This window comes from Arthrobacter sp. ok909, from assembly GCF_900104405.1.
Classification (GTDB): Bacteria; Actinomycetota; Actinomycetes; order Actinomycetales; family Micrococcaceae; genus Arthrobacter; species Arthrobacter humicola.
This window is the reverse complement of sequence record NZ_FNJS01000006.1, coordinates 72408-97933: the sequence shown is the minus strand read 5'-3', so window position 1 is coordinate 97933 and position 25526 is coordinate 72408. Positions and strand designations below refer to the sequence as shown.

The window sequence follows — 25526 nt, the reverse complement described above, 5'->3', positions numbered from 1 at the left end:
AACTCTATAGACCTTTAAAAACCGGGCTGCGCTTTTCCTGAAACGCGCGGAACCCCTCGGCGTAGTCCTCGCTCTTGCACAGCCGCGCCTGTTCTGCATTCTCCTCTTCCATGGACTGCCACAGACCCAGCCGCTGGTCCCGGATGTGCGCCACGAGGTCCTTGCTGGCCGTGAACGCGCTGGTGGCGCCCGAGGCAGCCTTCGCCACGATGCCGCGGGTGTTCTCCAACAGATCCGCCGCCGCCATGGCCCGGCTGAACATCCCCTGCGCGACGGCGTCCGCGCCGCTCATGAGCTCGGCCGTGTAAATCAGGTCCAGGGTGCGATGCATGCCGAGGCGCTCGGTGAAGTACCAGTGACCGCCGGAATCGAGCGTGGCACCCAGGTTCGCGAACGGGGAGCCGAATTTGGCGTTCTCCGCCACGTACACCACGTCCGTGGCCAGCAGGAGCCCCAGTCCCACGCCCAGGCAGGCGCCCTGGGCCGCCGCGAAGGTGGGGGCCGGGAAGGCACTCATCTTCTTCAGCAGCGGCTGCAGGAGGCCGCCCAGGTACCCCTGGACGTCGTCTGTCTCCGGCGTGACGCCGGCAATGTCACGGCCCGCACAGAAGGCGCGCCCCTCGCCCCGGAGCAGCAGCGCCCGCACCTCGCCGCGCGAGGCGGCGGCAGCGGCGTCGCCGTACGCCTGCGACAAATCCCTGAGGGCCTGCTCGTCCAGGGAGTTGAGCTTGTAGGGGGCGTTGAGGACGATCTCGGCGACGCCGTCGGCGATGGAGAGGGAAATCATGGGGCTCCTGAGTTCGGGGCGGGAAGCGGGGTTGGACTGCTAGACGTCGAAGTCGACCGTGACTTCCGGGGTGGTGGGGTGGGACTGGCACGTCAGGACGTAGCCCTTGTCCAGCTCGTCCTGCTCCAGGGCGTAGTTCTCGTCCATGGTGACCTTGCCGGTGACCACCTTGGCGCGGCAGGTGCCGCAGACACCGCCGGCACACGCGAACGGGACATCCGGGCGCACCCGGAGGGCTGCGTTGAGGATGGATTCCCGGGCGTGGGTGGGGCTGGCGACTTCGCCCTGGAGTCCGTCCAGCTTGAAGGTGATCTTGTAGGTTGCCTGGGACTCGTCCACAATCACGGGACGCCCTGCGTTGCCCTCCGGGCGGTCCGGCTTGCCGGTGGTGAACAGTTCGAAGCGGATGTGGTCCGGGCTTACGCCGCGCTCGGCCAGGGTGTCCCGGCACAGCTGGACGAGCTCGAACGGGCCGCACAGGAACCATTCGTCGACGTCGTCGGCGTGGATGGCGGTGCCCAGCAGGGCCTGCAGCTTCTCGGCGTCGATCCGGCCGCTGAGCAGTGGTGCGATCCGCTGTTCACGCGAGAGCACGTGGTGCAGCGCGAGCCGGGCCGGGTACTTGTCCTTCAGGTCCGCGAGTTCCTCGAGGAACATCACGTCCATGGCAGCCTTGTTGGCGTAGATGAGGTCGAAGCGCGTGTCCGGGTGTGCCGCGAGCAGCGTCCGGGCAATCGCGATCACCGGGGTGATGCCGGAACCGGCCGCGATCGCGACGAACGAGCCGGCCTCCCCCGCCAGGTCCTCGGGATGGTTCATCGAGTTCATTACGTTCTGATCCACCGACTTGCCGTCCCGGCCATGCTTGGACACGAACGCGCCCATCGGGCTCATCACGTCCAGCACGTCGCCGGCCTTGAGCTCGGCGTTCGCCCACGTGGAAAACAGTCCGCCGAGGTCCTTCTTGATGGCGACCCGGATTTCGCTGCTGCCGTCCGCGAAGCTCCGCGGTTCGGCGCAGATCGAGTAGCTGCGCCGGATTTCCTTCGGCTCGCCGGACTCATCCGGCAGGGTGGTGCGCAGGGCGACGTACTGGCCCGGCAGGTAGTCGAACTGGCCGGCGAGCTCGGCCGGAACGCCGAACGTCACCTCGATGGCGTCGTCGGTGAGCCGGCGGACCTCGTCCACCGTCAGCGGGTGGAAGGACGCACGACGGCGGCCGGTGGCCGCCGCCGTTTCAGCGGCGGTCTGGCGGACAACAGTCATGGGAGCACCTGTTCCTTACAAAACTTTGAAGTAGTCGAACGGTTCCTTGCAGTCCTGGCAGACGTACAGCGCCTTGCAGGAGGTGGAACCGAAGCGGGTGAGTTCCTTCGTGTTCAGAGATGAACACTGCGGACATTTGACGGCGAGGGACAGCCGGACCGGCCCGGCGTGCCGCACGGCGTTGGAGTGGCCGGAGGGCGGGGCGATCCCGTACTGCTCCAGCTTGGCCTTGCCGGCCTCGCTCATCCAGTCGGTGGTCCAAGCGGGGGAGAGGACCATTTCAACGTTGACGCTCGGGTAGCCTCCGCGCTGGAACGCCTCCCTGAGGTCGTCGCGGATGGCGTCCATGGCGGGGCAGCCCGAGTAGGTCGGCGTGATGGTGACCTGGACGGCAGGAACCATCCCGCCGTCGTCGTACAACTGAACATTGCGCAGGATCCCGAGGTCCTCGATGGTGAGAACCGGGATTTCCGGGTCGCAGACCGTGGCGGCGAGGTCCCAGGCCTTCCGTTCGGCAGTCTTCTGCTCCGCGGTGCTGGCGTCGGCGGCCGTGGGGTGGCTGACGTACATTTCCATGGTGGTTACCAGCTGGCTCCGGGGTACTCGCGGGCGAGCACCTGCATTTCAGCCAGGAGGTAGCCCAGGTGTTCGGAGTGCAGGCCGCGGCGGCCTCCGCCGGGTGCGGGCTGCACGTGGGGGACTTCGAGCTCTGCTGCGGCGAGGACCTCGCCGGTGAGGCGGTCGAAGTCCTCGCGCAGGCTGGACGGCTGCGGCGAGGCGCCGGCTTCGCTGAGCCGGGCGGTCAGCTCGTCGTCGCGGAAGAGCTCGTCCACGTAAGGCCAGATGACCTTGAAGCCGTGGATCATCTTCTCGCGGGACTCGTCCGTGCCCTGGGCCAGGCGGAGCACCCACTGGGCGCTGTGGTCGCGGTGGTAGTCCACTTCCTTGACGGCCTTGGCGGCGATGCCGGCCAGGGTGGCGTCGGTGGACTGTGTCAGCCGGCGGTAGAGCTCGAACTGGTAGTAGCTGACGACGAACTGGCGGGCGATGGTGACGGCAAAGTCGCCATTCGGGAGTTCGAAGATCTGGACGGAACGGAACTCGGGCTCGCGGCGGAAGTAGGCGAGGTCGTCCTCGCTCCGGCCGTCGAGTCCGCCGGCGTAGCTGAGGAAGGAGCGGGCGTGGCCCAGCTGGTCCAGGGCGATGTTGCCGAGGGCAATGTCCTCCTCGAGCTCCGGCGCACGGGAGATCCAGTGGCCCAGGCGCTGTGCGAGGACCAGGGCGTCATCGCCCAGGCGCAGGGCGAACTCCGCGACGTCTTCGCTCGGCTTGGCGGTGCCGAGGCTGACAGCCTGGGCGATGTCCTCCGGGCGGAGGGCGTTGCCCGGGGTGATGCGGGTGGCGCTGGCCGTGGCCTCGCCGCTGCCGCTGGCTCCCTTGACGCCGACGGAGATGTCCCCGTGGCCGGCCGTTACTGGTTCTGCGGGTGCCGCAGCTGCCGCGGTTTCAGGTGACGTGCTCACAGGTGCTTCACGCCCTCGCTCTTGGTGTAGTAGGTCGCGTGCCGGTAGTCCTTGCCCTGGGGCGATTCGAAGAACGCGCCCTTGGCGTCAGGATCGCTGGAGGCGATGGCGTCAGCGGGGACAACCCAGATGGACACGCCTTCGTTGCGGCGGGTGTAGAGGTCACGGGCGTTGCGCAGGGCCATGGCGGCGTCCGGCGCGTGCAGGGAGCCGGCGTGGACGTGGGAGAGGCCGCGGCTGGAGCGGACAAACACTTCCCAGATGGGCCAGACGTTTCCTGCGTGCGGTTCGGGCGTTGTCATGCTGCGGATTCCTTCTCTGCTTGCTTGCGGCTCTGTTTGGCGGCGTAGGCCGCTGCGGCTTCGCGCACCCAGGCGCCGTTCTCGTGTGCTTCGCGGCGCCGTTCCAGGCGCTGGGCGTTGCAGGGGCCGCGGCCGGCGAGGACTTCGTGGAATTCGTCCCAGTCCAGGGGCCCGTGCTCCCATTTCTTGGTTTCTTCGTTGAAGCGGATGTCCTTGTCCGGAAGGGTGAGCTCCAGGACCTTGACCTGCTCCATCATCATGCCGACGAAGCGGTTGCGCAGTTCGTCATTGCTGAAGCGCTTGATGTTCCAGGCCATGGACTGCTTGGAGTTGGGCGAGTCGTCATCCGGCGGCCCGAACATCATCAGTGCCGGGGCATACCAACGGTTCACCGCGTCCTGGGCCATCTGCTTCTGCTCGGGCGTGCCGTGGGAGAGTTCCAGCAGGATCTCGAAGCCCTGGCGCTGGTGGAAGGACTCTTCCTTGCAGACGCGGACCATGGCCCGGCCGTAGGGGCCGAAGGAGGCACGGCAGAGCGGCACCTGGTTGGCGATAGCGGCGCCGTCGACCATCCAGCCGATGGCACCCATGTCTGCCCACGTGCGGGCGGGGTAATTAAAGATGGAGGAGTACTTGGCCTTGCCGTCCATCAGGTCCTGCATCATCTGATCGCGCGGCTGGCCGAGGGTTTCGGCGGCGGAGTACAGGTACAAGCCGTGGCCGGCTTCATCCTGGACCTTGGCCATCAGGATGGCCTTGCGCTTGAGGCTGGGGGCGCGGGAGATCCAGTTGGCTTCCGGCTGCATGCCGATGATCTCCGAGTGCGCGTGCTGCGAGATCTGGCGCAGCAGGGTCTTGCGGTATGCCGGGGGCATCCAGTCGCGGGGTTCGATCCGCGAGTCATCCGCCATGACTTTGTCGAAGTATGCCTGGCCTTCAGCATCACGCCGGGCCGCGTCCTCGAGGCTCTGTTCGTGCCGTGCCGGCGATGGCTCGGCGGGCACTGACTGCAGGGTCTGCGATGCCATGGTTGCTCCTCTGAATTTCCGATAAATAATTACCGACCGTTCGTTCAGGATATGCGGAAGGCGCGAGATGCGTCAAGCACCTGCGCCGCACCGGTGTCATGGGTCCGGGGCGCCGGTGATAGCTTGAACCCGTGAACATCGGCGCAGGCAAGAAGCTCCCCCTCTGGGCCTCCGTGGCCCTAAACATGCTGATTGCCCTGGTGGCCGTCGCCCTGGTCCAGGGGTTCCTGGTAAAGGCCTACCGGATACCGTCCGGCTCCATGGAGCCGACGCTGCAGGGGTCCGCGGGCGACGGCGACAGAATCCTCGTGAACCGGCTTGCCTACGCCGGCTCAGAACCGCGGCCCGGCGACATCGTGGTGTTCACCCGGCCGGACAGCTGGCAGGCGGAATCGGCGGCGGCGCGCAGCGGCGGGATCGCCGGGATTGCCCGCTCCTTCGGGGATGTGACAGGCATTGGTCCCTCCAACGAACAGTTCCTGGTGAAGCGGGTGGTTGCGACGGGCGGCCAGACCATCAGCTGCTGCGGGGAGGATGGCAAGCTGCGCATCAATGGCCGGCCCCTCGACGAACCGTACATTTTCGAGGATCTGCCGTTTGAGGCTGGCAGCCTCGACTGCCAGACCACTCCCCGTTCGCCCCGATGCATTCCCGCGTTTAGAGTCCCCGAGGGCGAGCTCGTGGTGCTGGGCGACCACCGGTCCGTCTCGGTCGATTCCGCCATCAACTGCCGGGGACTCACTGGTGGTGCCGGCGGCGACTGTGTCAGGACGATCAAGTCCTCGACCGTCGTGGGACAGGTGGCGGCGAGATTCTGGCCGCTGGACCGTGCTGGCGGAGTGGGCTGACGCCCCCGGCAAATGACAATCCCCTCGGAGCGGCTGCTCCAAGGGGATCATCATTGCTAGCGCGAGATAATTGCTACCGCGCGGCCGCCGGCTCAGGCGCATTGGACTGATATGCGGTGTAGTACCTGTACGAGCCGGCGCCGGTTGTGGGCACGCGGTTAAGAATGGTGCCCAGGACGTTTCCGTTCACGCGTCCCAGGTTGCCGAGGGATTTTCCAAGCTCTTCATCGGTGGTCTTCCCGGACCTGATGACAACAATTGCGCCGTCGGCAATGCGCGTGAGGACGGCGGCGTCGGTGACTGGAAGAAGGGGCGGAGCGTCTACCAGCACGATGGCGTCCCGTGCCAGCGTTTTGAGCAGGGTCTTCATGGCGTGCGATCCCAACAGCTCACTGGGGTTCGGCGGGATCCGGCCGGAGCCCAGCACGCGCAGGTTTGGCATCGCGCTCCACTCCTGCAACACGTCTTCCAGCTCCGCGTGGCCGCTCAAGACATCGGTTACGCCGACTCCGGGGATCAGGTTGAAAACATCCACCAGCGTGGGCCGGCGCAGATCGCCGTCGACCACTACAACGTTCTCGCCGGCGGCAGCCATGGTGACAGCCAGGTTGGCCGTCACCGTCGACTTGCCCTCGGCCGGAACCGAACTCGTCACCACAATGATCCGCGGGGGGTTGTCGACGTCGACGTACTGGAGATTAGTCCGGAGCTCCCGCAGGGCCTCGGTGATCGCATGCGAGCCTTCCGCTGATGCGACCGGACTGAACCCGTCGTCGAGTACGGTGCTCTTCCCGTCCAGGCGGTGGTCCACCGGGAGCGTGCCCAGCACGGGCACCCCGAACCGGCGTTCGATCGCCGTGGCACTGCGAAGCCTGCGGTCCAAGCGGTGGCGAATGAGGGCGTAGAGGACTCCGAGTGCCAGCCCGGCCAGGGCTCCAATGCCGAGAGCCAGCTTCACGTTGGGGGAGGTCGGAGCGGTCGGCAGGACGGCTTCGCCCAGCGGAACCACCCGGATGACCGGAACGGGGACGACGTTCGAGCCTTCCACGGCGGGGATGCTTTCCATCTCCTTGACCTGATCGGCGAGGCCCTTGACCCAGGCATCCGCCACCCGCTGGGCCATTGCGGGGTCGGTGGACGTGGCGGTGACGGCAAGCTGGGCGCTTTCCTTCGGCACGGACACGGTGACGGCCCCCAGAAGGGCGTCCGGCGAGGTTGTGAGGCCCAGCGACGTGACGACGCGCTCGGCGACGAGCCTGGACTTGGCCACAGACTCGTACTTGGCGGCCTTGGTCTGGGCCAGGTTCTCGCTCATGAGCGAAAGGCTGAGGTTGTCAGAGCCGCCTGCCACAACGATTCCGCTGGACTGTGCGGCGTAGATCTTCGGCTGCAGGAGGGTCCAGCAGAAGGCGAGCACGGTAAAGATCAGGGTGAAGGCCAGGATGCCCTTCCAGCGTGCCCGGGCGATGCGCAGGTAGTCCTCCAGTGCAAGCCCCGCCGTTGTCTGCCCGTTGTTCTCGGCCGTATCAAAACCAGTCACGCTGTGGTCCTCTCCCCCGTGCCTGGCCCCAACGACCCACACGAAAATTTACTGTACGGTACGGCGACCGCGTTGGTGTGCTTTTTAACTGCGTCTTAACCGGTCTAACCGCGCAGGAGTAATCCCCGGCCGACGAGTCCGTCAACGGCCGCCTCCAGCAGTGCTTCATAGCCGTCGGGCAGTCCATGCCGGGCTTCGATCCGGCTCGCTAAAGTCTGCATCGAGACGGGGCGCTGGGCGGATTGCCAGATGACGGGTCCGATTCCGCTCAGCCTGGTGAGTTCGGTTTCCGTCAGGACCAGCAGGTCATCGCCGATCTCCACCGCGTCAACGACGTCGCACCTCCGCAGCCAGCCTGCGGGGATTGGTTCTGATGGTAGTTCGCGGGCCCGGTGAACTGCTGCTGGCTCCGTTTCCGGCTCGGCGAGTGCAGGAGTCCATGCCTTGGTGACCTCCGAGCCTTTATTGCACTCCCTCAAGAACAACGGCGCCAGGCTGTCCTTCAGGTCGGCCGCCTCGGAATAGCTAACCCGGAACACACCGCCGACGCTGTCAATCAGCCGGCACAGGGATTGCAGCGGCTGGACCACGGCAGCCTGGGATGACGTGTCCGGAATCAGCGCAAGCACGGCCTCCACCAGAGGGACCGGCTCGATGACAGGAAGCTGATAGTCCCCGCCGGCAATCCTGTCGAGCAGCGCGATGGCTTTGATCCGGGGACTATCCGGCGCGAGCCGCAAGCCCAGTTCATCCGGACCCACCTGCAGCTTGGCAGCACCTGGCGTTGCCTGTTTGACTGACAGCGGCTTCGGGTAAGGCACAACAGTCCCATCAGTCCGGATGGCAACGGTTTCGTCAGTTATATAGCCTAGGGTCCGGGCGAGCTGCGAGGATGCCGTGGTCTTGCCCGTGCCGGACTTGGCCACCAAGGCGATGACAGCACCTTCGGGATCCGCGACGCCACAAGCGTGGAGCATCGTCAACTCGCCGGCGCGCTCGAGGATGGCAGCGACGGTGACTTCCGACGTCACGGCTTCAGCCAGGTCCTCGAAGGTGTCCGCGCCGAGATGCCGCACGCTTTCGCCGGACAGCCTCGAATCGAAGCACAGGGTTGCTGTGAAGGGCAGATTGAAGGCGCAGGACTCCACATCCGGTGCGATGGGGCGGGGACCGCCCATACATCGGCTCCAAGCCACCTCCATTGCTTGCCGCTGAGCTGGGTTGACGGCTGGACCCCAATTAATTGTGAAACTAGTGCCCAGAACGTCGATGTGCAAATCGCTCGAGACATTCAACTAGTTTCACCAATTCCGGCAACATTCGTGGATTTCTTCCCCTGCGCCGTCAAGCACCCACGCCTCCAGCGCTGTTCCGACATAGCACTCCCAAGATGATTTGCGGTCTCTTTCTGCTGGCCATTAGATCACTAATGGCTTACCCGCGAACCGGACTATCTACGGCTTCCTGAGAGTAGCATTCGCATAAACTGGGGCCAGAACGGTGGACGTGTTGGTGGCAGAGTCGTTAACGGTGACAGTCACTTTGACGGTGTAGTTCAGTGTGCCGGTGTTCGGCGCCGCACCATTGCCCGTTCTGGAATACGATCCGAAAGTGAAAGTCCCAGACGTACCATTGGCTGGCACAGACAGTGCTCCGTGCCAGCTTCCGGCCGTCACGGCTGTGTTGTTGATCGTGCCGATCACGAGCCCGACGCCGGAGTTGGCCGTGGTCGTATCTGCAGGATCAATGGCGATAGCGACACTCACGGACGAGGTTCCCGAGATGACAGCACCGGTCGTCGAGACGGTGAAGCCCTTGGGTCCCGTTCCCAGCACAGATGGTTTTCCCGAGACGATCGGATCAACCGTAGTGGGGACAATGCTTGCAGACAATACCGGCTTCAGAGTGGCAACAAAAACCATGGCGGGCAGCACAGTCTTCTTGGTAGCTGACTCCACAATGGTGACAGTCACGGTGACGGCGTAATTCAAAACGGTGTCTTTCGCCACTGTTCCCGTACCGGTTCTGCTGTACGCGAAGTTGTAAGGCGAGGACTGGCCGCTGGGCGGCAGGGCCGATGCGGTGACAGCGAGACCGACACCAGCCGCCGTCGCAGCTGCGTCGGGCTGGACGTCGATGACGACGGAGATGGCTCCCGTCACAGCCACGCCAGTCGTGGTGACCGCGAAGCCCATGGGTCCCGTTCCGTGCATCTCCGGAGTCCCCCCGACCGTCGGAAGGCCGCTGCCGGCAACAAGGGCTGCCGACAATGTCGGCGTCGGCGTCGTCGACGCCGCCGCAGCCGGCGCGGCAATCGCTGCCGCGATAACCGGCACACTCCACGCGGCACCCTTTACAACGGCACGGCGGTCGAAACTCGCCTTCGGTGCGGCCAGGCTCTTTGTCTCCGACATCTTTTACCCCAAGTTCTAGTGCGGCGGAGAACCCCCAGTCGGGCCAGCTCCTGCCGATCGTTTCGGCATCTTTGGACGACTGTACGCAGAAAAGCATGAATCTTCAATATCAAGATGCTTTATTTTCAAGAACGACAGAATGCGGCCCTATCTTCTCTTGAAGCTGTGAGGGGCCCGTCGCGGCTAGACTCGGAAACCACGCCGCTGGCACGAGTCTCGCTAATGGAAGTTGGGAAAACCTTGGATACGCCTCGCCCCGTTCGGATCCTGACGGTCTGTACCGGCAACATCTGCCGCTCGCCGGTGGCCGAGCGCCTGCTGCAGGCGGGCCTGGATCAGGTGCAGGCCGATGCTTTTGTGGTGCGCAGCGCCGGCACGAGGGCCATGGTGGGCGATCCGATCCAGCCGAGTTCCGCGGACATCATCAGGACCTATGGCGGCACGCCGGACGGCTTTGCGGCCCGCCAGCTGACGCCAAAGATCCTCAGGGAGTCCGATTTGGTGCTGGCGATGACCGCCAAGCACCGCGGCGAGGTGATGCAGATGGATGCCTCATTGCTGAAGAGGACCTTCACTATCCGCGAGTTTGCCCGGATGCTGAAGGCCCTTGAGCAGCGCGACGCTACCGCACCCGGAACCTCCGCCGTCGTCGACATTCCCGCCTTTTGGCGGGAACTCCCCGGCCGGGCGGCATCGGTGCGGCACCTGGCCCTGGCACCGGACGCCACGGACAACGACGTCGTGGATCCCTACCGGCGCGGTCAGGAGTTCTATGACCAGATGGAGGATGAGCTCGCCCCGGCCATCCTCGCCATTCTGCGACTCGCCCGGCTGCACAGCTGATCAGCCTCTTTCCGGCACATGCTGACAGCTATCCTCGGCACGAACCAGGTTGCCTGATGCTGCGCCTCGCTGAGGTAGGGCTGACCCTTGCGCCGGCCGTCAGGCGGGGATGATCCGAAACAGGAAGCGTGTCCGCACCATCACCCAAAGCACGGCCAGCACACACCACGTACGCAGCCGTGTTCACCAGGACGCGGCCGTCCTGCAACGCGGGGATGTCGTCCGCGATCTGATGGCCACCGGACGCCCGTCTGTTGAGAGTGTCCAGGGGCTGGCTGCCCGGGGGGCCTATGCCGCCAGGCGCAGGGCCCGCGCCCGGGTGCGGGCACCGCCGTCGTGCCTAGCTTCGGCCTGGGCGGGAGCCACGATGCTGAGCTGGCATTCCGACTGAAGCGGATCAATGGCGGCCGGCAGGTGGTGGGAGGCCGAGCACTCCCGCAGCTGCTCAAGGGCCGCCGGCTCGACCCGGGCGTGGCTGACATCCAACACCAGGCGGAGCCCTTCTTTCAGGTGGTTTGCGCGCTTGACCACTACGTACAGGGCCTGGAGGCTCTGGGCCGTCACATGCCCTTGCGCTGCTACTTCCGCCTGACCGCAATCGAGGTCAAGCCTGACAAGAACCCGGAGTTTGTGGTTCAAACGATTCCCCTGTTCGTGTGTGTACCGCTTGGCCGCGACGCTGCGACCGCTTTGGCCGCGACGCTGCGACCGCCACCCAGCCTAGGCAGGGAGTGTGACGTAGGCAACAGTCCGCTTCACATCGGGGAAACCTCGCGTTATCTGCCGCTCTATTGAGCCGGAAGTATTGATCGCCGGACCCGGTGTACTGTAGTGGGGTCGCCACGGCGCCCCTCCGGCGCCTGACATTGGCCCAGGACGCGACGCAGGGGACATCTCCGGCGCGATGGCCTCGGATACCGTGGGCGACGACGACGCGGCGAACAAGTTCGAGAACGGCAACTGATTCCCGCCGCGTGATCCGGCGCGGCAGGCCAGGGAGGCCGGGGCGGGGTGGGAGGTCCTTGGACCCATAGTCCGCGGCGGGCAGCGGTGATAGCGTCCGCCCATGGGGAACGCTCCGGAGCCAGCAGCCGCGGCTTCCGCGGCGCCCACGCCCCCGTCGCCTTCTCCCGCAGCCGGGACCGGCCGACGTCGGATACTCCTGGTTCTGGGCGTGCTGCTCGTGCTCGCCGTCGCTGCCTCGGCCGCAGTGTTTGTTCTCACCCGGCCCCGGACCGTGGGACCCGCTCCGGCGGGAGCCACGCCGCCGGCCGCCGGCCCGGCTGCTGCGCCGTCGACGGCACCCACCTCCACGCCGGAACCACCCGCCGTCGCCCTTAACATCCTGCTGATCGGAAGCGACAGCCGGGTCAATGCGCGGGCGGCGGCCGCCGCCGGCAGCGCCTCGGACCAGCGCGGGGACGCCCTCGTGCTCATCCACCTGCCGGCGGACCGGCAGAGCATCTACGGCATCTCGATCATGCGCGATCTCTGGGTGGACATCCCCGGCCACGGCGAGGCGAAGATCAACTCCGCGCTGGCCCTGGGCGGGCTGCCCCTGATGACCCAGACGGTGGAGGCGCTGCTTGGTACGCACATCGACCACACAGTCATGCTCGATTTCCAGGGGTTCGCGGCCATGACCGACGCGCTCGGCGGTGTCGACGTCGATATCAAGCAGTCCTTCACCGGCACCGTGGATGACAAGGTGCATTTTCCGGCGGGCGTGAACCGGCTCAACGGCCTGGAGGCCCTGGCTTTTGTCCGCGAGCGCCATGCCTTCCCTGACGGCGACTACCAGCGGGTCCGGAACCAGCAGACGTTCCTGAAGGCCGTGATGGCCAAGATGGCATCCGACGGCGGCCTGGCGGACCGCGACACCGTCCGGAAACTCGTCACGACGGTGCTGCCGCACGTGACCCTGGACGCGAGCTTCACCCCGGCGTCGCTGGAGGACCTCGCCTTCAGCCTCCACAACACGGTCCCCGGGCATGGCGTGTTCTTCACGCTGCCGACCGCCGGTACCGGGACCAGCCGGGACGGCCAGTCGATCGTCCTGCAGGACCGTGCCGGGACCGCCGCACTCTCCGCCGCGCTGGGCTCGGGAACGCTCGCCGGCTACGTGGCGGCCAACAATCTGCAGAACGGCAACTGAAGCGCCGCTCTTCGGTACATTGGGTCCATGACCCAGACACCCGTCCAGCCGTCCCCGCAGCCTCCCGTCGCCCGGAAAGTCCCCTCGGTGCGCACCCACCACGGCGACTCCTTCGAGGACAACTACGAGTGGCTCCGGGACAAGGAATCCAAAGAGGTCGTGGACCTGCTCAAGGCAGAGAACGACTACCAGGAGGCGGTGACCGCGCACCAGGAGCCGCTCCGCGAGGCCATCTTCCAGGAAATCAAGGGCCGCACCCAGGAAACCGACCTCTCCGTCCCCAACCGCAAGGACGGCTGGTGGTACTACACCCGCTCGGTCGAAGGCAAGGAGTACGGCATCCACTGCCGCGTGCGCGGCCAGGACACCGGGGACCGCGTCGCGGACTGGACTCCGCCGGCGGTCGAGGCAGGCGTCGTGGTTCCCGGCGAGGAGGTCCTCCTCGACGGCAACATCGAGGCGGAGGGCAAGCCGTTCTTCGCCGTGGGCGGGGCCGCAACGACCATCGACGGCACCCTCTACGCCTATGCCGTGGACAACGCCGGCGACGAGCGTTTCACGCTGCGCATCAAGGACCTCCGCACCGGCGAGCTGCTGCCGGACGTGATCGAGAATGTCTTTTACGGTATCTCCTTCTCCCCCGACGGCAGCCGGATCTTCTACACCGTGGTGGACGATTCCTGGCGGCCGTACCAGGTCAAGTCCCACGTGCTCGGCACCCCGGTCAGCGACGACGAGGTCATCTATCAGGAGGACGACGTCGCCATGTGGCTCGGCTTCGAGCTCTCCGCCGACCGGCGCCACCTTGTGCTGAGCATCGGTTGCTCCGAGTTCAGCGAAACCCGCCTGCTGCGCTTTGATGACCCCGACGCCGGACTCCGCACCGTGATCTCCCGCGACGAGCGCATCCTGTACGAGGCCGAACCGTTCCTGCTGGCCGACACCTCCGGCCGCGGCCAGGAACGGATCCTGCTCACCCACAACAAGGACGCCATCAATTCCATGGTGTCGCTCGTGGACCCGGCCGAGCTCGCGAAGCCGCTCGACGAGCAGCACTGGAGCACCGTCGTCGCGCATTCCGAGCAGGTCCGGGTCAACGGCGCCGGGGTGACGTCGACCCACTTGGTGGTCTCGATCCGCAAGGACACGATTGAACGGGTCCAGGTCCTGCCCCTGGCCGGGCTGGGCACCCCGGAGCAGGGCGCCGCCGTGGAACCGGCCTTCGACGAGGAGCTGTACACGGCCGGCGTCGCGGGCTCCGACTACGAGGCCCCCGTAATCCGGATGGGCTATACCTCGTACTTCACCCCGTCCCGGGTCTACGACTTCGTCCTGCCCACCCCGGAGCTTCCGGCCGGTGAACTCCTGCTGCGCAAGGAGAGCCCGGTACTGGGCGGCTACTCGCCGTCCGACTACGTCGCCACCCGGGAATGGGCCACGGCCGACGACGGGACCCGCGTCCCGCTCTCGGTCCTCCGGCACGCCTCGGTCCTGCAGGATTCAACGGCGCCCGGCCTGGTGTACGGTTACGGCTCCTACGAGATGAGCATGGATCCGGGCTTCGGGATCCCCCGGCTTTCCCTGCTGGACCGGGGCATCGTGTTCGTGATCGCGCACATCCGCGGCGGCGGCGAACTGGGCCGGCACTGGTACGACGACGGCAAGAAGCTGCGCAAGAAGAACACGTTCACCGATTTCATCGCCGCGACGGACTGGCTCGCGGGATCTGGCTGGGTGGACCCGGCCCGGATCGCCGCGATGGGCGGCTCCGCGGGTGGCCTGCTGATGGGCGCCGTCGCCAACCTGGCACCGGAAAAGTACGCCGCCATCGTGGCGGCCGTTCCGTTCGTGGACGCGCTGACCACCATCCTGGACCCCGAACTGCCGCTCTCGGCGCTGGAGTGGGAGGAATGGGGCAACCCGATCACCGACCCGGAGGTGTACGAGTACATGAAGTCGTACACGCCGTACGAGAACGTCCGGGCCGTGGCCTACCCGAAGATCGCCGCGGTCACCTCGTTTAATGACACGCGGGTACTTTACGTGGAGCCCGCCAAATGGGTGCAGCGGCTGCGCGAAGTGAACACCGGCAGCGAGCCGATTGTCATGAAGATCGAGATGGAAGGCGGCCACGGGGGCGCCTCGGGCCGGTACGTGCAGTGGCGCGAGCGGGCCTGGGACTACGCGTTCGTGGCCGATTCCCTCGGCGCCACCGAGCTGCTGCCGGGGGCCGGGCTGAAGTAGATCCTCCACCCCCATCGGTTGCTCCGCAGGCGCCCTTTTGAGGCTTCACAAGGGCCGTTGCGGAGCAACCGATGAAGGCGCGCCGGGCGCTCGCCCATTCTCCAAGGTTGGCCGCTATGAGAACTCTCATAGCGGCCATTTTCGTCGAATCGGCGGGTTTGGCTGTGCGGGGACCCATCGGCTGCTCCGTAGGCGCCCTTTTGGGGGTCCATTAGGGCAGTTGCGGAGCAACCGATGGGCTGCCTGTTGCCTAATTGGTCATCATGCTTACTATTTACTGGCATGATGGGCACTTCGACGTGGAACCCGGCCGCTGGGGGCGGGGCGTCGCTGGGCTTTGACCGGGCACAGGGTGCCGGAGATGGAGTTTGTTGTGAGCGTTGAGCAGGGAATGACCCCGTTGACTGATGATGAGCTGATGGCGCAGGGCGGCACGGCCCTTCCGGACAAGGAGGTTGCGTCCGTCCTGGACCTGAACGCCGACCTGAACCTGGGCATCAGCGCCGCGGCGCCGATCGACCTCGGCGTCGCAGCCAACGCCAACGTTGCCGCCCCGATCGACGCCGGCGCCTCGGCCAATGTTCTCTCCGTCGGGTCCGAATCGCAGGCACTGGCCGATCAGGGAACCCTCATCAACCAGGGCATCACGGGCGATGCCACGGCGCATTCCGTGCAGGACAGCGGCATCGACCAGGGCACCGCCGCCGCCCCGGCCACCGCGCCCGCCTCCACCGATCCGGCCCCGGCCACGGCTCCAGTCACAGATCCGACCACGGGCCTGGGCGGCACAGACTTGGGCGGCACGGCCCCGGACCTGGGCGGCGCGCTGCCGACGGATGTCGCCGGAGCCGCCGGTGCCGCTGGGGCCCTGAACGGCAACCTGCTCAATGTCGACGTGAACCTGGACGCCAATGCGGGCATCGCAGCGCCCATCAACGGGGCCGTGGCCGCCAACGCCAACGTGGCCGCGCCGATCGACGCGGCCGTCGGCGCCAACATCGGCTCGATCGACAGCAACGCGTACGCAGTTGCCCACCAGGACGCCATCATCAACCAGGACATCCACGGTGATGCCACGTCCTCGGCGGATCAGCAGTCCACCCTGAAGCAGTAGCACCTCGATGAGCACTGTGCACGGAGGGCCGTCCGAACAGGGCGGCCCTCCGGTCCTGCCTGCCGGCGGCGGTGCGGGAACTGCCGGCGCCACTGCCGCTGAAACTCCTGCTGAAGCTGCCGCCGCGAGTGGCCGCCCGGCGTCGTCCGTGGCGGTCAGCCGGCAGCCCGTTCCGGCGCGGGCCGCCGGCATCCAGCTGATCGGGGAGGCGAAGGGGTCCGGCTACAAGGAAGCCCCGTCCCTGGTGCGCCGTTCCGACGGTCAGACCATCCAGCTCACCCGCCTGCTGTACCTCGTGCTCGAGGCGATCGACGGCCGCCGGGACACGGAAGAAATCGCCGAGCACGCCAGCAACAGTTTCGGACGGCTGGTCAGTGCCGATAACGTCCGGACGCTGATTACCTCCCAGCTCCTCCCCCTCGGACTCCTCCGGCGGGCGGACGGTTCCGAGCCCGAGGTGAAGAAATCGAACCCGCTGCTGGGCATGCGCTTCCGGTACTCGGTGACCGATCCGGAACGCACCCGGAAGCTCACAGCACCGTTCGCCACGCTGTTCCACCCCCTGATTGTGGTGGCCGTGACTGCTGCCTTCCTGGCCACCTGCTGGTGGGTGCTGATGGTCAGAGGGCTGGCGTCGGCCACGCATGAAGCATTCGCCAACCCCGGCCTGGTGCTCCTGATTCTGGTGGTCACCGTGTTCTCTGCCGGTTTCCACGAATTCGGCCATGCCGCCGCTGCCCGCCGCGGCGGGGCAACCCCCGGCGCCATGGGCACGGGACTGTACCTGATGTGGCCGGCCTTCTACACGGATGTCACCGATTCCTACCGGCTCGGGCGGGGCGGCCGCCTCCGCACCGACCTCGGCGGACCGTACTTCAACGCGATCGTGGCCGTCGCGATCATGGGCTTCTGGTGGGCCACCGGCTTCGATGCGCTGCTGCTGGTGGTGGTCACCCAGATCCTGCAAATGGTCCGGCAGCTGATGCCGATGGTCCGTTTTGACGGCTATCACATCCTGGCCGACGCCACCGGCGTCCCGGACCTGTTCCAGCGGATCAAACCCACCCTGCTCGCCTTGATACCCTGGCGCCGCACCGACCCCGAAGCCCGGCTCCTGAAGCCTTGGGCGCGGGCGGTAGTCACCATTTGGGTGCTGGTCACGGTTCCCCTGTTGGTCTTCAGCATGGTCACTATGGTGCTGACCCTGCCGCGCGTCCTCGGGACCGCCTGGGACAACGGACTGAAGCAGCAGGCCATGCTCTCCCACAGCATCTCCACCGGCGACTTCGCCGACGCCGCCGTACGGGTGATCGCGATCGCCTGCCTGGCGCTGCCGGTGCTCGGCATCCTCTACGTTCTGCAGCGCCTGGTCCGCCAGCTCGTCGCCGGGCTGTGGCACAAGACCCGCGGCAAGGCGCTGCAGCGGGCCACCGCCATCGCCGCGATCGCGGCTGTCACCGCCGGCCTCGGGTGGGCCTGGTGGCCCGGCGGGGACGCCTACCGCCCCGTCCAGCCCTACGAGCGCGGCACCCTGAGCGACGCCACCGTGGCACTCTTCCCGGCCACGGGCCGGATCGCGGAGGGCCAGTCAGGAAGGACCGTTGCCTTGTGGCCGGAGGGGGCCCGGAAACCCACGCGCGACGAGCCCCAGCTCAGCATGGTCCTGGTGCCGCGGCAGGCCGGCACGGCCGGCACCGCAGGTCCTGCGGACGCCGCGGCGGCGCCGACTGCTCCTTCCTGGGTTTTCCCGTTCGACAAGCCGGCCGCTCCCCAGGACGACGGCAACCAGTCCCTCGCGGTCAATACCACCGACGGTTCCGTGGTGTACGACGTCGCCTTCGCCCTGGTCTGGGCCGATGACGGCGACGCGGTGGACACCAAAAATGAGGCCTATGCCTTCGCCAGCTGCGCGGACTGCGCCGCAGTGGCCGTGGGTTTCCAGGTGGTCCTGATTGTGGGCCAGACCGATGTGATCGTCCCGGAGAACCTCTCGGCGTCGGCCAACTACAACTGCGTACGGTGCCTGACCTATGCCTTGGCGAGCCAACTGGTGCTCACCCTGGACGGTCCCCTGAGCAGCGACGGCACGGCCAGGCTCAACGCGCTGTGGCAGGAGATCGCCGCGTACGGCCAGGACCTGCGGAACCGGCCACTTTCGGAGATCCAGGACCGGCTCAGCGCGTACAAGGAACAGATCATGGCGGTCATCAAGGCCGATCCCAGTGCTACCCCGGCCGGGTCCTCCGGCACGGCCGGGACGCCGGGGGCCACCCCTGGTGCGACGCCGGGGGCCAGCCCCTCCGCGACACCCGGTGCGACATCCGGCGCCACGGGAGCCACCCCGGGCAGCACGCAGGCCCCGTCACCGGGCGCCGGCGGGACCACGGCGCCAACCGGCGGTGCTGCGCCGACTGGCGGTGCGGCGCCGTCGGGTCCCACCGCGGGCTCCGGCGCCACGGTGCCGGCAGAGCAGCAACCGACTGCGCCAGCTCCCGCATCGGGCACGGTCTCACCAGCGCCCGCATCCACCGCGCCGCCCGCACCCTAAGCTGGGGACCCGAACGGCACCCGATCTGACGCAGCTGGCCGCAATGAGGACTTCATTCCGGCCATCTGCGTCAGATCGGCGTTCCGCCACATCGGCGTTCCGCCAGGTCGGTGCGTCCCGGCGTCCTCAGCCGCCGGAACCCGGTTAGCGGGCCTTCCACTCCTCCTCGAGGAGGGCGTACACCACTTCCGTGGCCCACTGGCCCTTGTAGTGCCACTTGTCCACCTGGGTGGATTCCAGGCGCATGCCGAGCCGTTCGCAGAGCGCCGCCGAGGCAGTGTTCAGGGCATCGAGCTTGGCGTCGATCCGGTGAAAGCCGAGCTCCTCGAAGCCCAGCTTGAGCAGCGCCCGGGCGGCCTCGCTCGCGATGCCCCGCCCCCGGGCCTTCGGCGCCAGGCTCCAGCCGATCTCGGCTTGCCCCGGGCCCGGAAGCCACTTCAGGACCACCTCGCCAAGCAGCCCGGGCGAGTCCTGGGCCTCGATGGCCAGGGCCACCCAGTCGCCCTCCTTCTCGAACTCGAAGTTGGCGTACTTGCCCACGGTCTCCATCGACTGGGTGTAGCTCTTGGCCTCGCGGGGCAGGAACCGGGCGGTCTCGGGCAGGCAGTGGTACGCGTGGAAGGCGTCGAGGTCGGCGGCTTCGAAGCGGCGCAGCACCAGCCGTTCGGTGCGGAGTGGCAGCGGAGGGAGGGGCGTGGGTTCCGTCATGTCCCCAACGCTACCCCCCGCCCAACTGGCTCGCAGTTGAGGCCGTTTTGGGGGCTCAAAACGACCCCTGCTGCGAGCTAGTTGGGGCGGCTACGGAGCAACGGACGCCTGGGCGACGACGGCGGCCGTCGCCTCGGCGATCGCGCGCTCCTCGTCGGTCGGCACGACGAGGATGGGCAGGGCCGACGTCGGGGTGGAAATGACGCGGGGTTCTTTGGACCGCTCCCGGTTCAGCCCGGCGTCGAGCTCCACGCCCAGGGCACCGAGCCGCTGCGCCACAAGGGTCCGGAACTGGTGCGAGTTCTCGCCGATCCCGGCCGTGAACACCAGGGCCTTCGCGCCGCCGACAGCCACGTGGTACCCGCCGATGTACTTCGCGAGCCGGTAGGACGCGACCGCAAGGGCCATGGCCGCCTTGGCGTCGCCGGCCTCCGCGGCCTCCACGACCGAGCGCATGTCGTTGTTTCCGGCAAGACCCTTGAGCCCGGATTGCCGGTTCAGCATCGAATCCAGGTCCTCGGGGGACCAGCCGGCCCGGCCTAGGAAGACAAGGATGGACGGATCGAGATCACCGGAGCGGGTGCCCATGACCAGGCCCTCGAGCGGCGTGAAGCCCATGGATGTGTCGATGGACTGGCCGCCGCGGATGGCCGTGACCGAGGCGCCGTTCCCCAGGTGGGCGATGACGGCGTCGAACTCTTCGACCGGAACGTCCAGCAGGGCCGCCGCCCGGTGCGCAACATACTCGTGCGAGGTGCCGTGGAACCCGTAGCGGCGGATCCCGTGGTTCGTGTAAAGCTCGTCCGGCACGGCGTAGCGCCAGGCGTGCTCCGGCAGGGTGCGGTGGAAGGCGGTGTCGAACACGGCGACCTGCGGCAGCTGCGGCCACTTCTTCGAGATGGCGCGGATGCCCAGGACGTTTGCCGGGTTGTGCAGCGGCGCGAGCGGGTTCAGCCGTTCGATGGCCCGGGTGATCTCGTTGTTGACCAGCACCGGCTCGGCGAAGCGTTCCCCGCCGTGCACCACGCGATGGCCCACGGCATCCAGGGCCCGGTCCCCCAGGGCTGCGTGGATGGCCGCGTCCACTTGTTCCAGGGCTTCGGCGTGGTCGCGCGGGCCCTCGATCTGGCCGTCCCCCTCGCCGCCGGTGCCCATCCCGATCTTCTCGATCAGGCCTTCGGTGAGCACGCTGCCGGCCTCGACGTCACGTACCTGGTACTTGAGCGACGATGAGCCGGAGTTGATGACGAGCACGAGCACGGGGCCTCCTAAGCCTTGGCTTCGACGGGAAGTTTGGTTGCTGGCTGGATCTCCGCGGACTGTGCCTGGACGGCGGTGATGGCCACCGTGTTCACGATGTCCTCCACGGTGCAGCCGCGGGAGAGGTCGTTCACCGGTTTGCGGAGTCCCTGCAGGACGGGCCCGACGGCGACAGCACCCGAGGACTGCTGCACCGCCTTATAGGTGTTGTTGCCGGTGTTGAGGTCCGGGAAGATGAACACGGTGGCCTGCCCGGCGACGGTTGAGCCGGGCATCTTGGACTGCGCGATCGCGGCATCCACGGCGGCGTCGTACTGGATGGGGCCCTCGACGGCGAGATCCGGGCGGCGCGCCTTCACCACTTCGGTGGCCTCCCGGACTTTGTCCACCGCCTCGCCGCTGCCGGATCCGCCGGTGGAGTAGGACAACATGGCCACGCGGGGCTCGACGCCGAACTGGGCGGCGGTCTCGGCCGAGGCCAGGGCGATGTCCGCCAGCTGCTCAGCGTTCGGGTCCGGATTGACCGCGCAGTCGCCGTAGACCAGCACCCGGTCCGGCATCAGCATCAGGAACACGGAGGAGACGATCTTCACGCCGTCGCGGGTCTTGACGAACTCCAGGGCGGGACGAATGGTGTGGGCGGTGGTGTGCGCGGCTCCGGACACCATGCCGTCCACCACGCCCAGCTGCACCATCATCGTGCCGAAATAGCTGCCGTCCAGCATGACTTCCAGCGCCCGGGCGAGGTCCACGCCCTTGTGCGCCCGCAGCTCCGCGTACTTCTCCGCAAACTGCTGGCGCAGCTCCGACGTCGCGGGGTCCACGATGCTCATGCCGGAGAGGTCGATGCCCTGGGTGGACGCCAGCTCCCGGACCGCCGACTCGTTGCCCAGGATCGTGAGGTCGCAGACATCGCGCCGGTGCAGAATCTCGGCCGCACGCAGGATCCGCACGTCGTTCCCCTCCGGCAGGACGATATGCCGGCGCTGCAGCCGGGCCCGCTCAATGAGATCGTGCAGGAACCGCAGCGGCGTCATCCGTTCCGGCCGGGGCAGGTGCAGCCGCTCCAGCAGCTCGGCCTCGTCCACCCGCCTGGCCCACAGGCCCAGGGCGGAGGCCACCTTGCGGCGGTGTCCGGACCAGATCTCGCTGCGCACCTCGGAGACCCGCTTGGCGGTCACGTAGGTGTCGTCCGGGGCGGCGAAGATCGGGAACGGGGCCTGCGCCAGCAGCGAGTAGATGGTGGGATCGGGAGCCAGTCCGCCGGTCAGGATCAGCGCGGACGGGACGGGGAATTCGGGCGAGAACGACGACGCCAGGCAGGCGACCAGCACGTCGGCACGGTCACCGGGAACGATCACCAGGGCGCCGTCGTCGAGCACGTGCAGGAAGTTGGCCACGTTCATGGCCGCCACTTTGACCGAATGCACGTCACGTTCCAGGTCCGGCAGGCCGGCCACCTGGCCCAGACCCAGGGCGGAGGCGACCTCGCCGGTGGTCGGCCTGGCGATCGACTCAAGTTCCGGCAGGACGTACACGGGCCGGCCTGAGGCGCCGGGGCGGACGGCCGCGGCAATGCCGTCCAGGTCCTCCGGGTCGGCCCGGTTCACCATGATCGCCAGGAGCGTGCAGCGTTCGGCGAGGAGTTCCTTGCGGGCAACCTCGACGGCGTCGGCCGCTTCCGCGACAGTCCGCCCCTTCGCGCCCACCACAGCCACGATGGAGGCGCCCAGATTGTTCGCGAGGCGTGCGTTGAGGTCGAATTCGACGGCGGCGTCCTGGCCGGTGAGGTCCGTTCCCTCCACAATCACCACGTCGCAGTGGCGTGACATTTCGGCGAAGATCTCCACACAGCGGGCGTCGATCTCCGCCCGGTTTCCCTCGGCCAGCAGCCCGCGGACCTCGGTAAACGTCAGGCCGCCGCGGCAGCGCTGGTCGTCAAGATCGAACCGGGCCTTCATCAGGGCCACCATAGGGTCCGCCGCGGCGTCGTTGCCGTGAACCACAGGCTTGAAAAAGCCGATGCGGTCAGCATGGCGGTGCAGCGTGTCCGCCAGCCCCAGCGCTATGAGCGACTTCCCGGATCCCGGTGTGGTCGCGCTGACGTATATCCCCTTGGCCATGATCCGCCCTTAGGTCGTGTCGTGGTGGTGCTCCGTCCCTCCATACTTTCACCAGTTGCCGCAGTTTCTCCACGCGGCGCCCGGAGCCCACGGGGCAGGTCCCGAAATATGCCTGCTGTTCGGGCGGATGGCCCGCCAGCTCTTGACAGCGGGCACCCAAATGGGATTACCTAATGAACATTCGGTAAATAAAGCTGGAGGCAACGACGCATGGCTGAACTGACGATTTCCGGTGACACCCACCCCATCCTCAAAGACGACTACGCATCGGAGTGGATGGGCATCGAAGTTGTGGCACTGGACGACGGACATGCCACGATCCGCATGACGCTCCGCCAGGAAATGCTCAATGGATTCGGTATGGCCCACGGCGGAATGATCTTCGCCTTCGGCGACACAGCTTTCGCGCTGGCCTGCAACCCGGCCAGCCCGAAACCCGGCGAAGCCGGGATCGACACAGACACCATCACCGTGGCGTCCGGCGTCGACATCAACTTCCTCAAGCCGGCCTTCCGCGGCCAGGTCCTGACCGCCGTCGCCAACCGTCGCGCCAGCACAGGACGCAGTGGTCTCTACGACATCCAGATCTACGCCGCCGATCCAGGCACGGGCGCGACTGCGGCACCGCAGTCGGCACCCGCCGGCCCGGCTCCCGCCGCCACGGTTCCGGGCGAACTCCCCACCGACATCGCCCCGGGCGAACTCATCGCTGAGTTCCGCGGCCGCAGCCGCACCATCTCCAAGAAATAGAAACAGGGAACCACAGATGACCCAAGAAACTGCCGCCGCCACTACCGACGCTGTCCTGGACCGCGAGGAAACCATTTCCCGCGACGAACTCGAGGCGCTCCAGCTCAGCCGCCTGCAGCACACCGTGGCCTACGCCTACGACCGCGTTCCCCTGTACAAGCGCAAGTTCGACGCCGCCGGCGTCCACCCGACCGACCTGCGCGAGCTCTCCGACCTCGGCAAGTTCCCCTTCACCACCAAGGAAGACCTCCGCCTCGAGTACCCGTTCGGCATGTTCGCCGTGCCGCAGCATGAGGTCGCCCGGATCCACGCCAGCTCCGGAACCACGGGCCGCGCCACCGTGGTGGGCTACACGAAGAAGGATCTCGCCGACTGGGCCAAGCTCGTGGCCCGCTCGCTGCGCGCCTCCGGTGTCCGGCCGGGCATGAAGGTGCACAACGCCTACGGCTACGGCCTGTTCACCGGCGGCATGGGCGCCCACGCCGGCGCCGAGGCCCTCGGCTGCACCGTCATCCCGATCTCCGGCGGCCAGACCGAACGCCAGATCACGCTCATCCAGGACTTCAAGCCCGACGCCATCCTGGCCACCCCCACCTACCTGCTGACCATCGCCGACGCCATGATCAAGCAGGGCATCGACCCGGCCTCCACCTCGCTGAAGTACGCCGTGCTGGGTGCCGAGCCGTGGACCGAGGAAATGCGGCACGAGCTCGAGGTGACCATGAACCTCAAGGCGTGCGACATTTACGGCCTCTCCGAGGTCATGGGCCCGGGCGTGGCCGGCGAAGCCGTGGAAACGCAGGACGGCAGCCACATCTGGGAGGACCACTTCCGTCCCGAGATCATCGACGCCTTCGACCCCTCCGTGGTTCTGGGCGACGGCGAACCCGGCGAGCTCGTCTTCACCTCGCTCACCAAGGAAGCCCTGCCCATCATCCGGTACCGCACCAAGGACCTCACCCGGCTCCTGCCGGGCACCGCGCGGCCGGCACACCGCCGCATGGGCCGCATCACCGGCCGCAGCGATGACATGATCATCCTGCGCGGCGTGAACCTGTTCCCCTCGCAGATCGAGGAAATCGCCCTGCGCATCCCCGAGCTCAGCCCGCACTTCCAGCTGGAGCTCACCCGGCCCGAAGGCCATCGGATGGACCAGATGACCGTCAAGATCGAACGCCGGGACACCGTCACGATCGAAAGCGGCACGGCCGCCGCCAAGGTTCTGCAGCAGCAGATCAAGATCCACGTCGGCTCCTCCTGCACCGTCGACGTCGTCGAACCCGGCTCGCTGGAGCGGTCCAACGGCAAGCTGCGCCGGATCTACGACATGCGCCCCAAAGGCTGACCCTGCCCCGCCGGTCCAGCCACCAGGCCAGCCCGGCCCGCCTGACCTTCGGGGCCAGGCTGGCCGGGCTGACCGACCGTTCATGAGAAACTAGCGAGTATGCCCAGTACAGCAACCAACACCAAGCGCGGCCGCCCCGGCTATGACCAGCAGTCGGTCCTGCTGATCGCCGTCGACGTCTTCAACCGCCACGGCTACGACGCCACCTCCATGGGCATCCTCGCCGAGAACCTGGGCATCTCGAAGTCCGCGATTTATCACCACGTGCCGTCCAAGGGCGATCTGCTCAAGCTCGCGCTGGATCACGCCCTCGGCGGCCTCGAGGCCATCCTGGACCGGCCCGAGGCGCAGACCGGCTCGGCCGAGGCCCGGCTGGAATTCGTGGTCCGTCAGACCATCTCGGTCCTTGTGGAACGGCTGCCGTTCGTCACGCTGCTGCTGCGCCTGCGCGGCAACACCGAGATAGAGCGGAATGCGCTGGAACGCCGTCGCACCTTCGACCACAAGGTGGCGGCCCTCATTTCCGCCGCCCGCGACGAAGGCTCGCTGCGCCAGGACATCGATCCCCGCACCGTCACCCGCCTGCTGTTCGGCACCATCAACTCGATCGTCGAGTGGTACAAGCCCGGCGGCTCGCTATCCCCGGAGAAGCTGGCCGACGACGTCATCACCATGGCCTTCCACGGCCTCCACGTCCCGCAGTAGGCCCCCGCTTCCTGCGCCCTGTT

23 protein-coding genes are annotated in these 25526 nt (G+C 67.1%); 10 read left to right on the top strand and 13 right to left on the bottom strand.

Annotated features, from left to right (window positions below; translation table 11 throughout):
* Window positions 1-4 precede the first annotated feature (4 nt).
* The 6 genes from BLR03_RS07060 to paaA are packed head-to-tail and all read right to left on the bottom strand — an operon-like array spanning window position 5 to window position 4906.
* Complete coding sequence (locus BLR03_RS07060; protein ID WP_091251173.1) at window positions 5-787, bottom strand: enoyl-CoA hydratase/isomerase family protein; 783 nt, start codon at window positions 785-787, stop codon at window positions 5-7.
* Between the two features lie 39 nt (window positions 788-826).
* Complete coding sequence (gene paaE, locus BLR03_RS07055; RefSeq protein WP_091251172.1) at window positions 827-2053, bottom strand: 1,2-phenylacetyl-CoA epoxidase subunit PaaE; 1227 nt, start codon at window positions 2051-2053, stop codon at window positions 827-829.
* Between the two features lie 15 nt (window positions 2054-2068).
* Window positions 2069-2623, bottom strand: a complete 555-nt coding sequence (paaD, locus tag BLR03_RS07050) for a 1,2-phenylacetyl-CoA epoxidase subunit PaaD (protein WP_091251170.1) — start codon at window positions 2621-2623, stop codon at window positions 2069-2071.
* 11 nt (window positions 2624-2634) lie between these two features.
* Window positions 2635-3576, bottom strand: coding sequence for a 1,2-phenylacetyl-CoA epoxidase subunit PaaC (gene paaC / locus BLR03_RS07045; protein WP_091251169.1), 942 nt, complete (start codon window positions 3574-3576; stop codon window positions 2635-2637).
* Window positions 3573-3878, bottom strand: a complete 306-nt coding sequence (gene paaB / locus BLR03_RS07040; protein ID WP_091251167.1) for a 1,2-phenylacetyl-CoA epoxidase subunit PaaB — start codon at window positions 3876-3878, stop codon at window positions 3573-3575. Before paaB ends, paaC begins: the two co-directional genes overlap by 4 nt.
* On the bottom strand, window positions 3875-4906 hold the full coding sequence (paaA, locus tag BLR03_RS07035) for a 1,2-phenylacetyl-CoA epoxidase subunit PaaA (RefSeq protein ID WP_091251165.1): 1032 nt from the start codon (window positions 4904-4906) through the stop codon (window positions 3875-3877). Before paaA ends, paaB begins: the two co-directional genes overlap by 4 nt.
* A 131-nt stretch (window positions 4907-5037) precedes the next feature.
* Here paaA and lepB point away from each other — a divergent pair, with 131 nt between their 5' ends.
* Window positions 5038-5754, top strand: coding sequence for a signal peptidase I (gene lepB, locus BLR03_RS07030; RefSeq protein ID WP_091251163.1), 717 nt, complete (start codon window positions 5038-5040; stop codon window positions 5752-5754).
* A 73-nt stretch (window positions 5755-5827) separates the two neighbouring features.
* On the opposite strand, the gene BLR03_RS07025 is transcribed toward lepB, so the two are convergent.
* The 3 genes from BLR03_RS07025 to BLR03_RS07015 all read right to left on the bottom strand — a co-directional run bounded on the left by BLR03_RS07025 (window position 5828) and on the right by BLR03_RS07015 (window position 9456).
* Window positions 5828-7294 (bottom strand): tyrosine-protein kinase domain-containing protein, encoded by a 1467-nt coding sequence (locus tag BLR03_RS07025; RefSeq protein WP_091251162.1) that lies wholly within the window; start codon window positions 7292-7294, stop codon window positions 5828-5830.
* A 104-nt stretch (window positions 7295-7398) separates the two neighbouring features.
* On the bottom strand, window positions 7399-8472 hold the full coding sequence (locus tag BLR03_RS07020; protein WP_254788239.1) for a hypothetical protein: 1074 nt from the start codon (window positions 8470-8472) through the stop codon (window positions 7399-7401).
* A gap of 276 nt (window positions 8473-8748) precedes the next feature.
* Entirely contained in the window at window positions 8749-9456 is a 708-nt protein-coding gene (locus tag BLR03_RS07015; RefSeq protein WP_139184474.1) for a hypothetical protein, read from the bottom strand.
* Here BLR03_RS07015 and BLR03_RS07010 point away from each other — a divergent pair.
* Entirely contained in the window at window positions 9443-9727 is a 285-nt protein-coding gene (locus tag BLR03_RS07010; protein ID WP_139184473.1) for a hypothetical protein, read from the top strand. The two genes, BLR03_RS07015 and BLR03_RS07010, sit on opposite strands and share 14 nt — an antisense overlap.
* 221 nt (window positions 9728-9948) lie before the next feature.
* Window positions 9949-10551 (top strand): arsenate reductase/protein-tyrosine-phosphatase family protein, encoded by a 603-nt coding sequence (locus BLR03_RS07005; RefSeq protein ID WP_091251157.1) that lies wholly within the window; start codon window positions 9949-9951, stop codon window positions 10549-10551.
* 288 nt (window positions 10552-10839) lie between these two features.
* On the opposite strand, the gene BLR03_RS07000 is transcribed toward BLR03_RS07005, so the two are convergent.
* Window positions 10840-11115, bottom strand: coding sequence for a hypothetical protein (locus BLR03_RS07000; RefSeq protein WP_368086948.1), 276 nt, complete (start codon window positions 11113-11115; stop codon window positions 10840-10842).
* Window positions 11116-11617: 502 nt separating this feature from the next.
* Between BLR03_RS07000 and BLR03_RS06995 the strand changes: the two genes are divergently transcribed.
* From BLR03_RS06995 to BLR03_RS06980, 4 genes are all read left to right on the top strand, one after another.
* Window positions 11618-12706, top strand: a complete 1089-nt coding sequence (locus tag BLR03_RS06995; protein ID WP_091251155.1) for an LCP family protein — start codon at window positions 11618-11620, stop codon at window positions 12704-12706.
* Window positions 12707-12733: 27 nt separating this feature from the next.
* Window positions 12734-14950, top strand: a complete 2217-nt coding sequence (locus BLR03_RS06990) for a S9 family peptidase (protein ID WP_091251154.1) — start codon at window positions 12734-12736, stop codon at window positions 14948-14950.
* Between the two features lie 373 nt (window positions 14951-15323).
* Window positions 15324-16064: a peptidoglycan-binding protein gene (locus tag BLR03_RS06985; RefSeq protein ID WP_368086947.1), complete on the top strand. Its 741-nt coding sequence runs from the start codon at window positions 15324-15326 to the stop codon at window positions 16062-16064.
* 7 nt (window positions 16065-16071) lie between these two features.
* Window positions 16072-18612 carry a hypothetical protein gene (locus BLR03_RS06980; protein WP_091251152.1) on the top strand — a complete coding sequence of 847 codons (2541 nt, stop codon included), beginning with the start codon at window positions 16072-16074 and terminating at the stop codon, window positions 18610-18612.
* 144 nt (window positions 18613-18756) lie between these two features.
* Here BLR03_RS06980 and BLR03_RS06975 read toward each other — a convergent pair whose 3' ends face one another.
* The 3 genes from BLR03_RS06975 to pta form a co-directional block, all read right to left on the bottom strand.
* On the bottom strand, window positions 18757-19320 hold the full coding sequence (locus BLR03_RS06975; RefSeq protein WP_091251150.1) for a GNAT family N-acetyltransferase: 564 nt from the start codon (window positions 19318-19320) through the stop codon (window positions 18757-18759).
* 90 nt (window positions 19321-19410) lie between these two features.
* Window positions 19411-20580 carry an acetate kinase gene (locus BLR03_RS06970; RefSeq protein WP_091251148.1) on the bottom strand — a complete coding sequence of 390 codons (1170 nt, stop codon included), beginning with the start codon at window positions 20578-20580 and terminating at the stop codon, window positions 19411-19413.
* An 8-nt stretch (window positions 20581-20588) separates the two neighbouring features.
* Entirely contained in the window at window positions 20589-22703 is a 2115-nt protein-coding gene (gene pta, locus BLR03_RS06965; RefSeq protein ID WP_091251146.1) for a phosphate acetyltransferase, read from the bottom strand.
* A 210-nt stretch (window positions 22704-22913) separates the two neighbouring features.
* On the opposite strand from pta, the gene BLR03_RS06960 reads away from it, so the two are divergent.
* The 3 genes from BLR03_RS06960 to BLR03_RS06950 all read left to right on the top strand — a co-directional run bounded on the left by BLR03_RS06960 (window position 22914) and on the right by BLR03_RS06950 (window position 25503).
* Window positions 22914-23453, top strand: a complete 540-nt coding sequence (locus tag BLR03_RS06960; RefSeq protein WP_091251144.1) for a hotdog fold thioesterase — start codon at window positions 22914-22916, stop codon at window positions 23451-23453.
* A 16-nt stretch (window positions 23454-23469) separates the two neighbouring features.
* On the top strand, window positions 23470-24798 hold the full coding sequence (paaK, locus tag BLR03_RS06955; protein WP_091251141.1) for a phenylacetate--CoA ligase PaaK: 1329 nt from the start codon (window positions 23470-23472) through the stop codon (window positions 24796-24798).
* Between the two features lie 99 nt (window positions 24799-24897).
* Window positions 24898-25503, top strand: a complete 606-nt coding sequence (locus BLR03_RS06950; RefSeq protein WP_091251139.1) for a TetR/AcrR family transcriptional regulator — start codon at window positions 24898-24900, stop codon at window positions 25501-25503.
* Window positions 25504-25526: the final 23 nt, after the last annotated feature.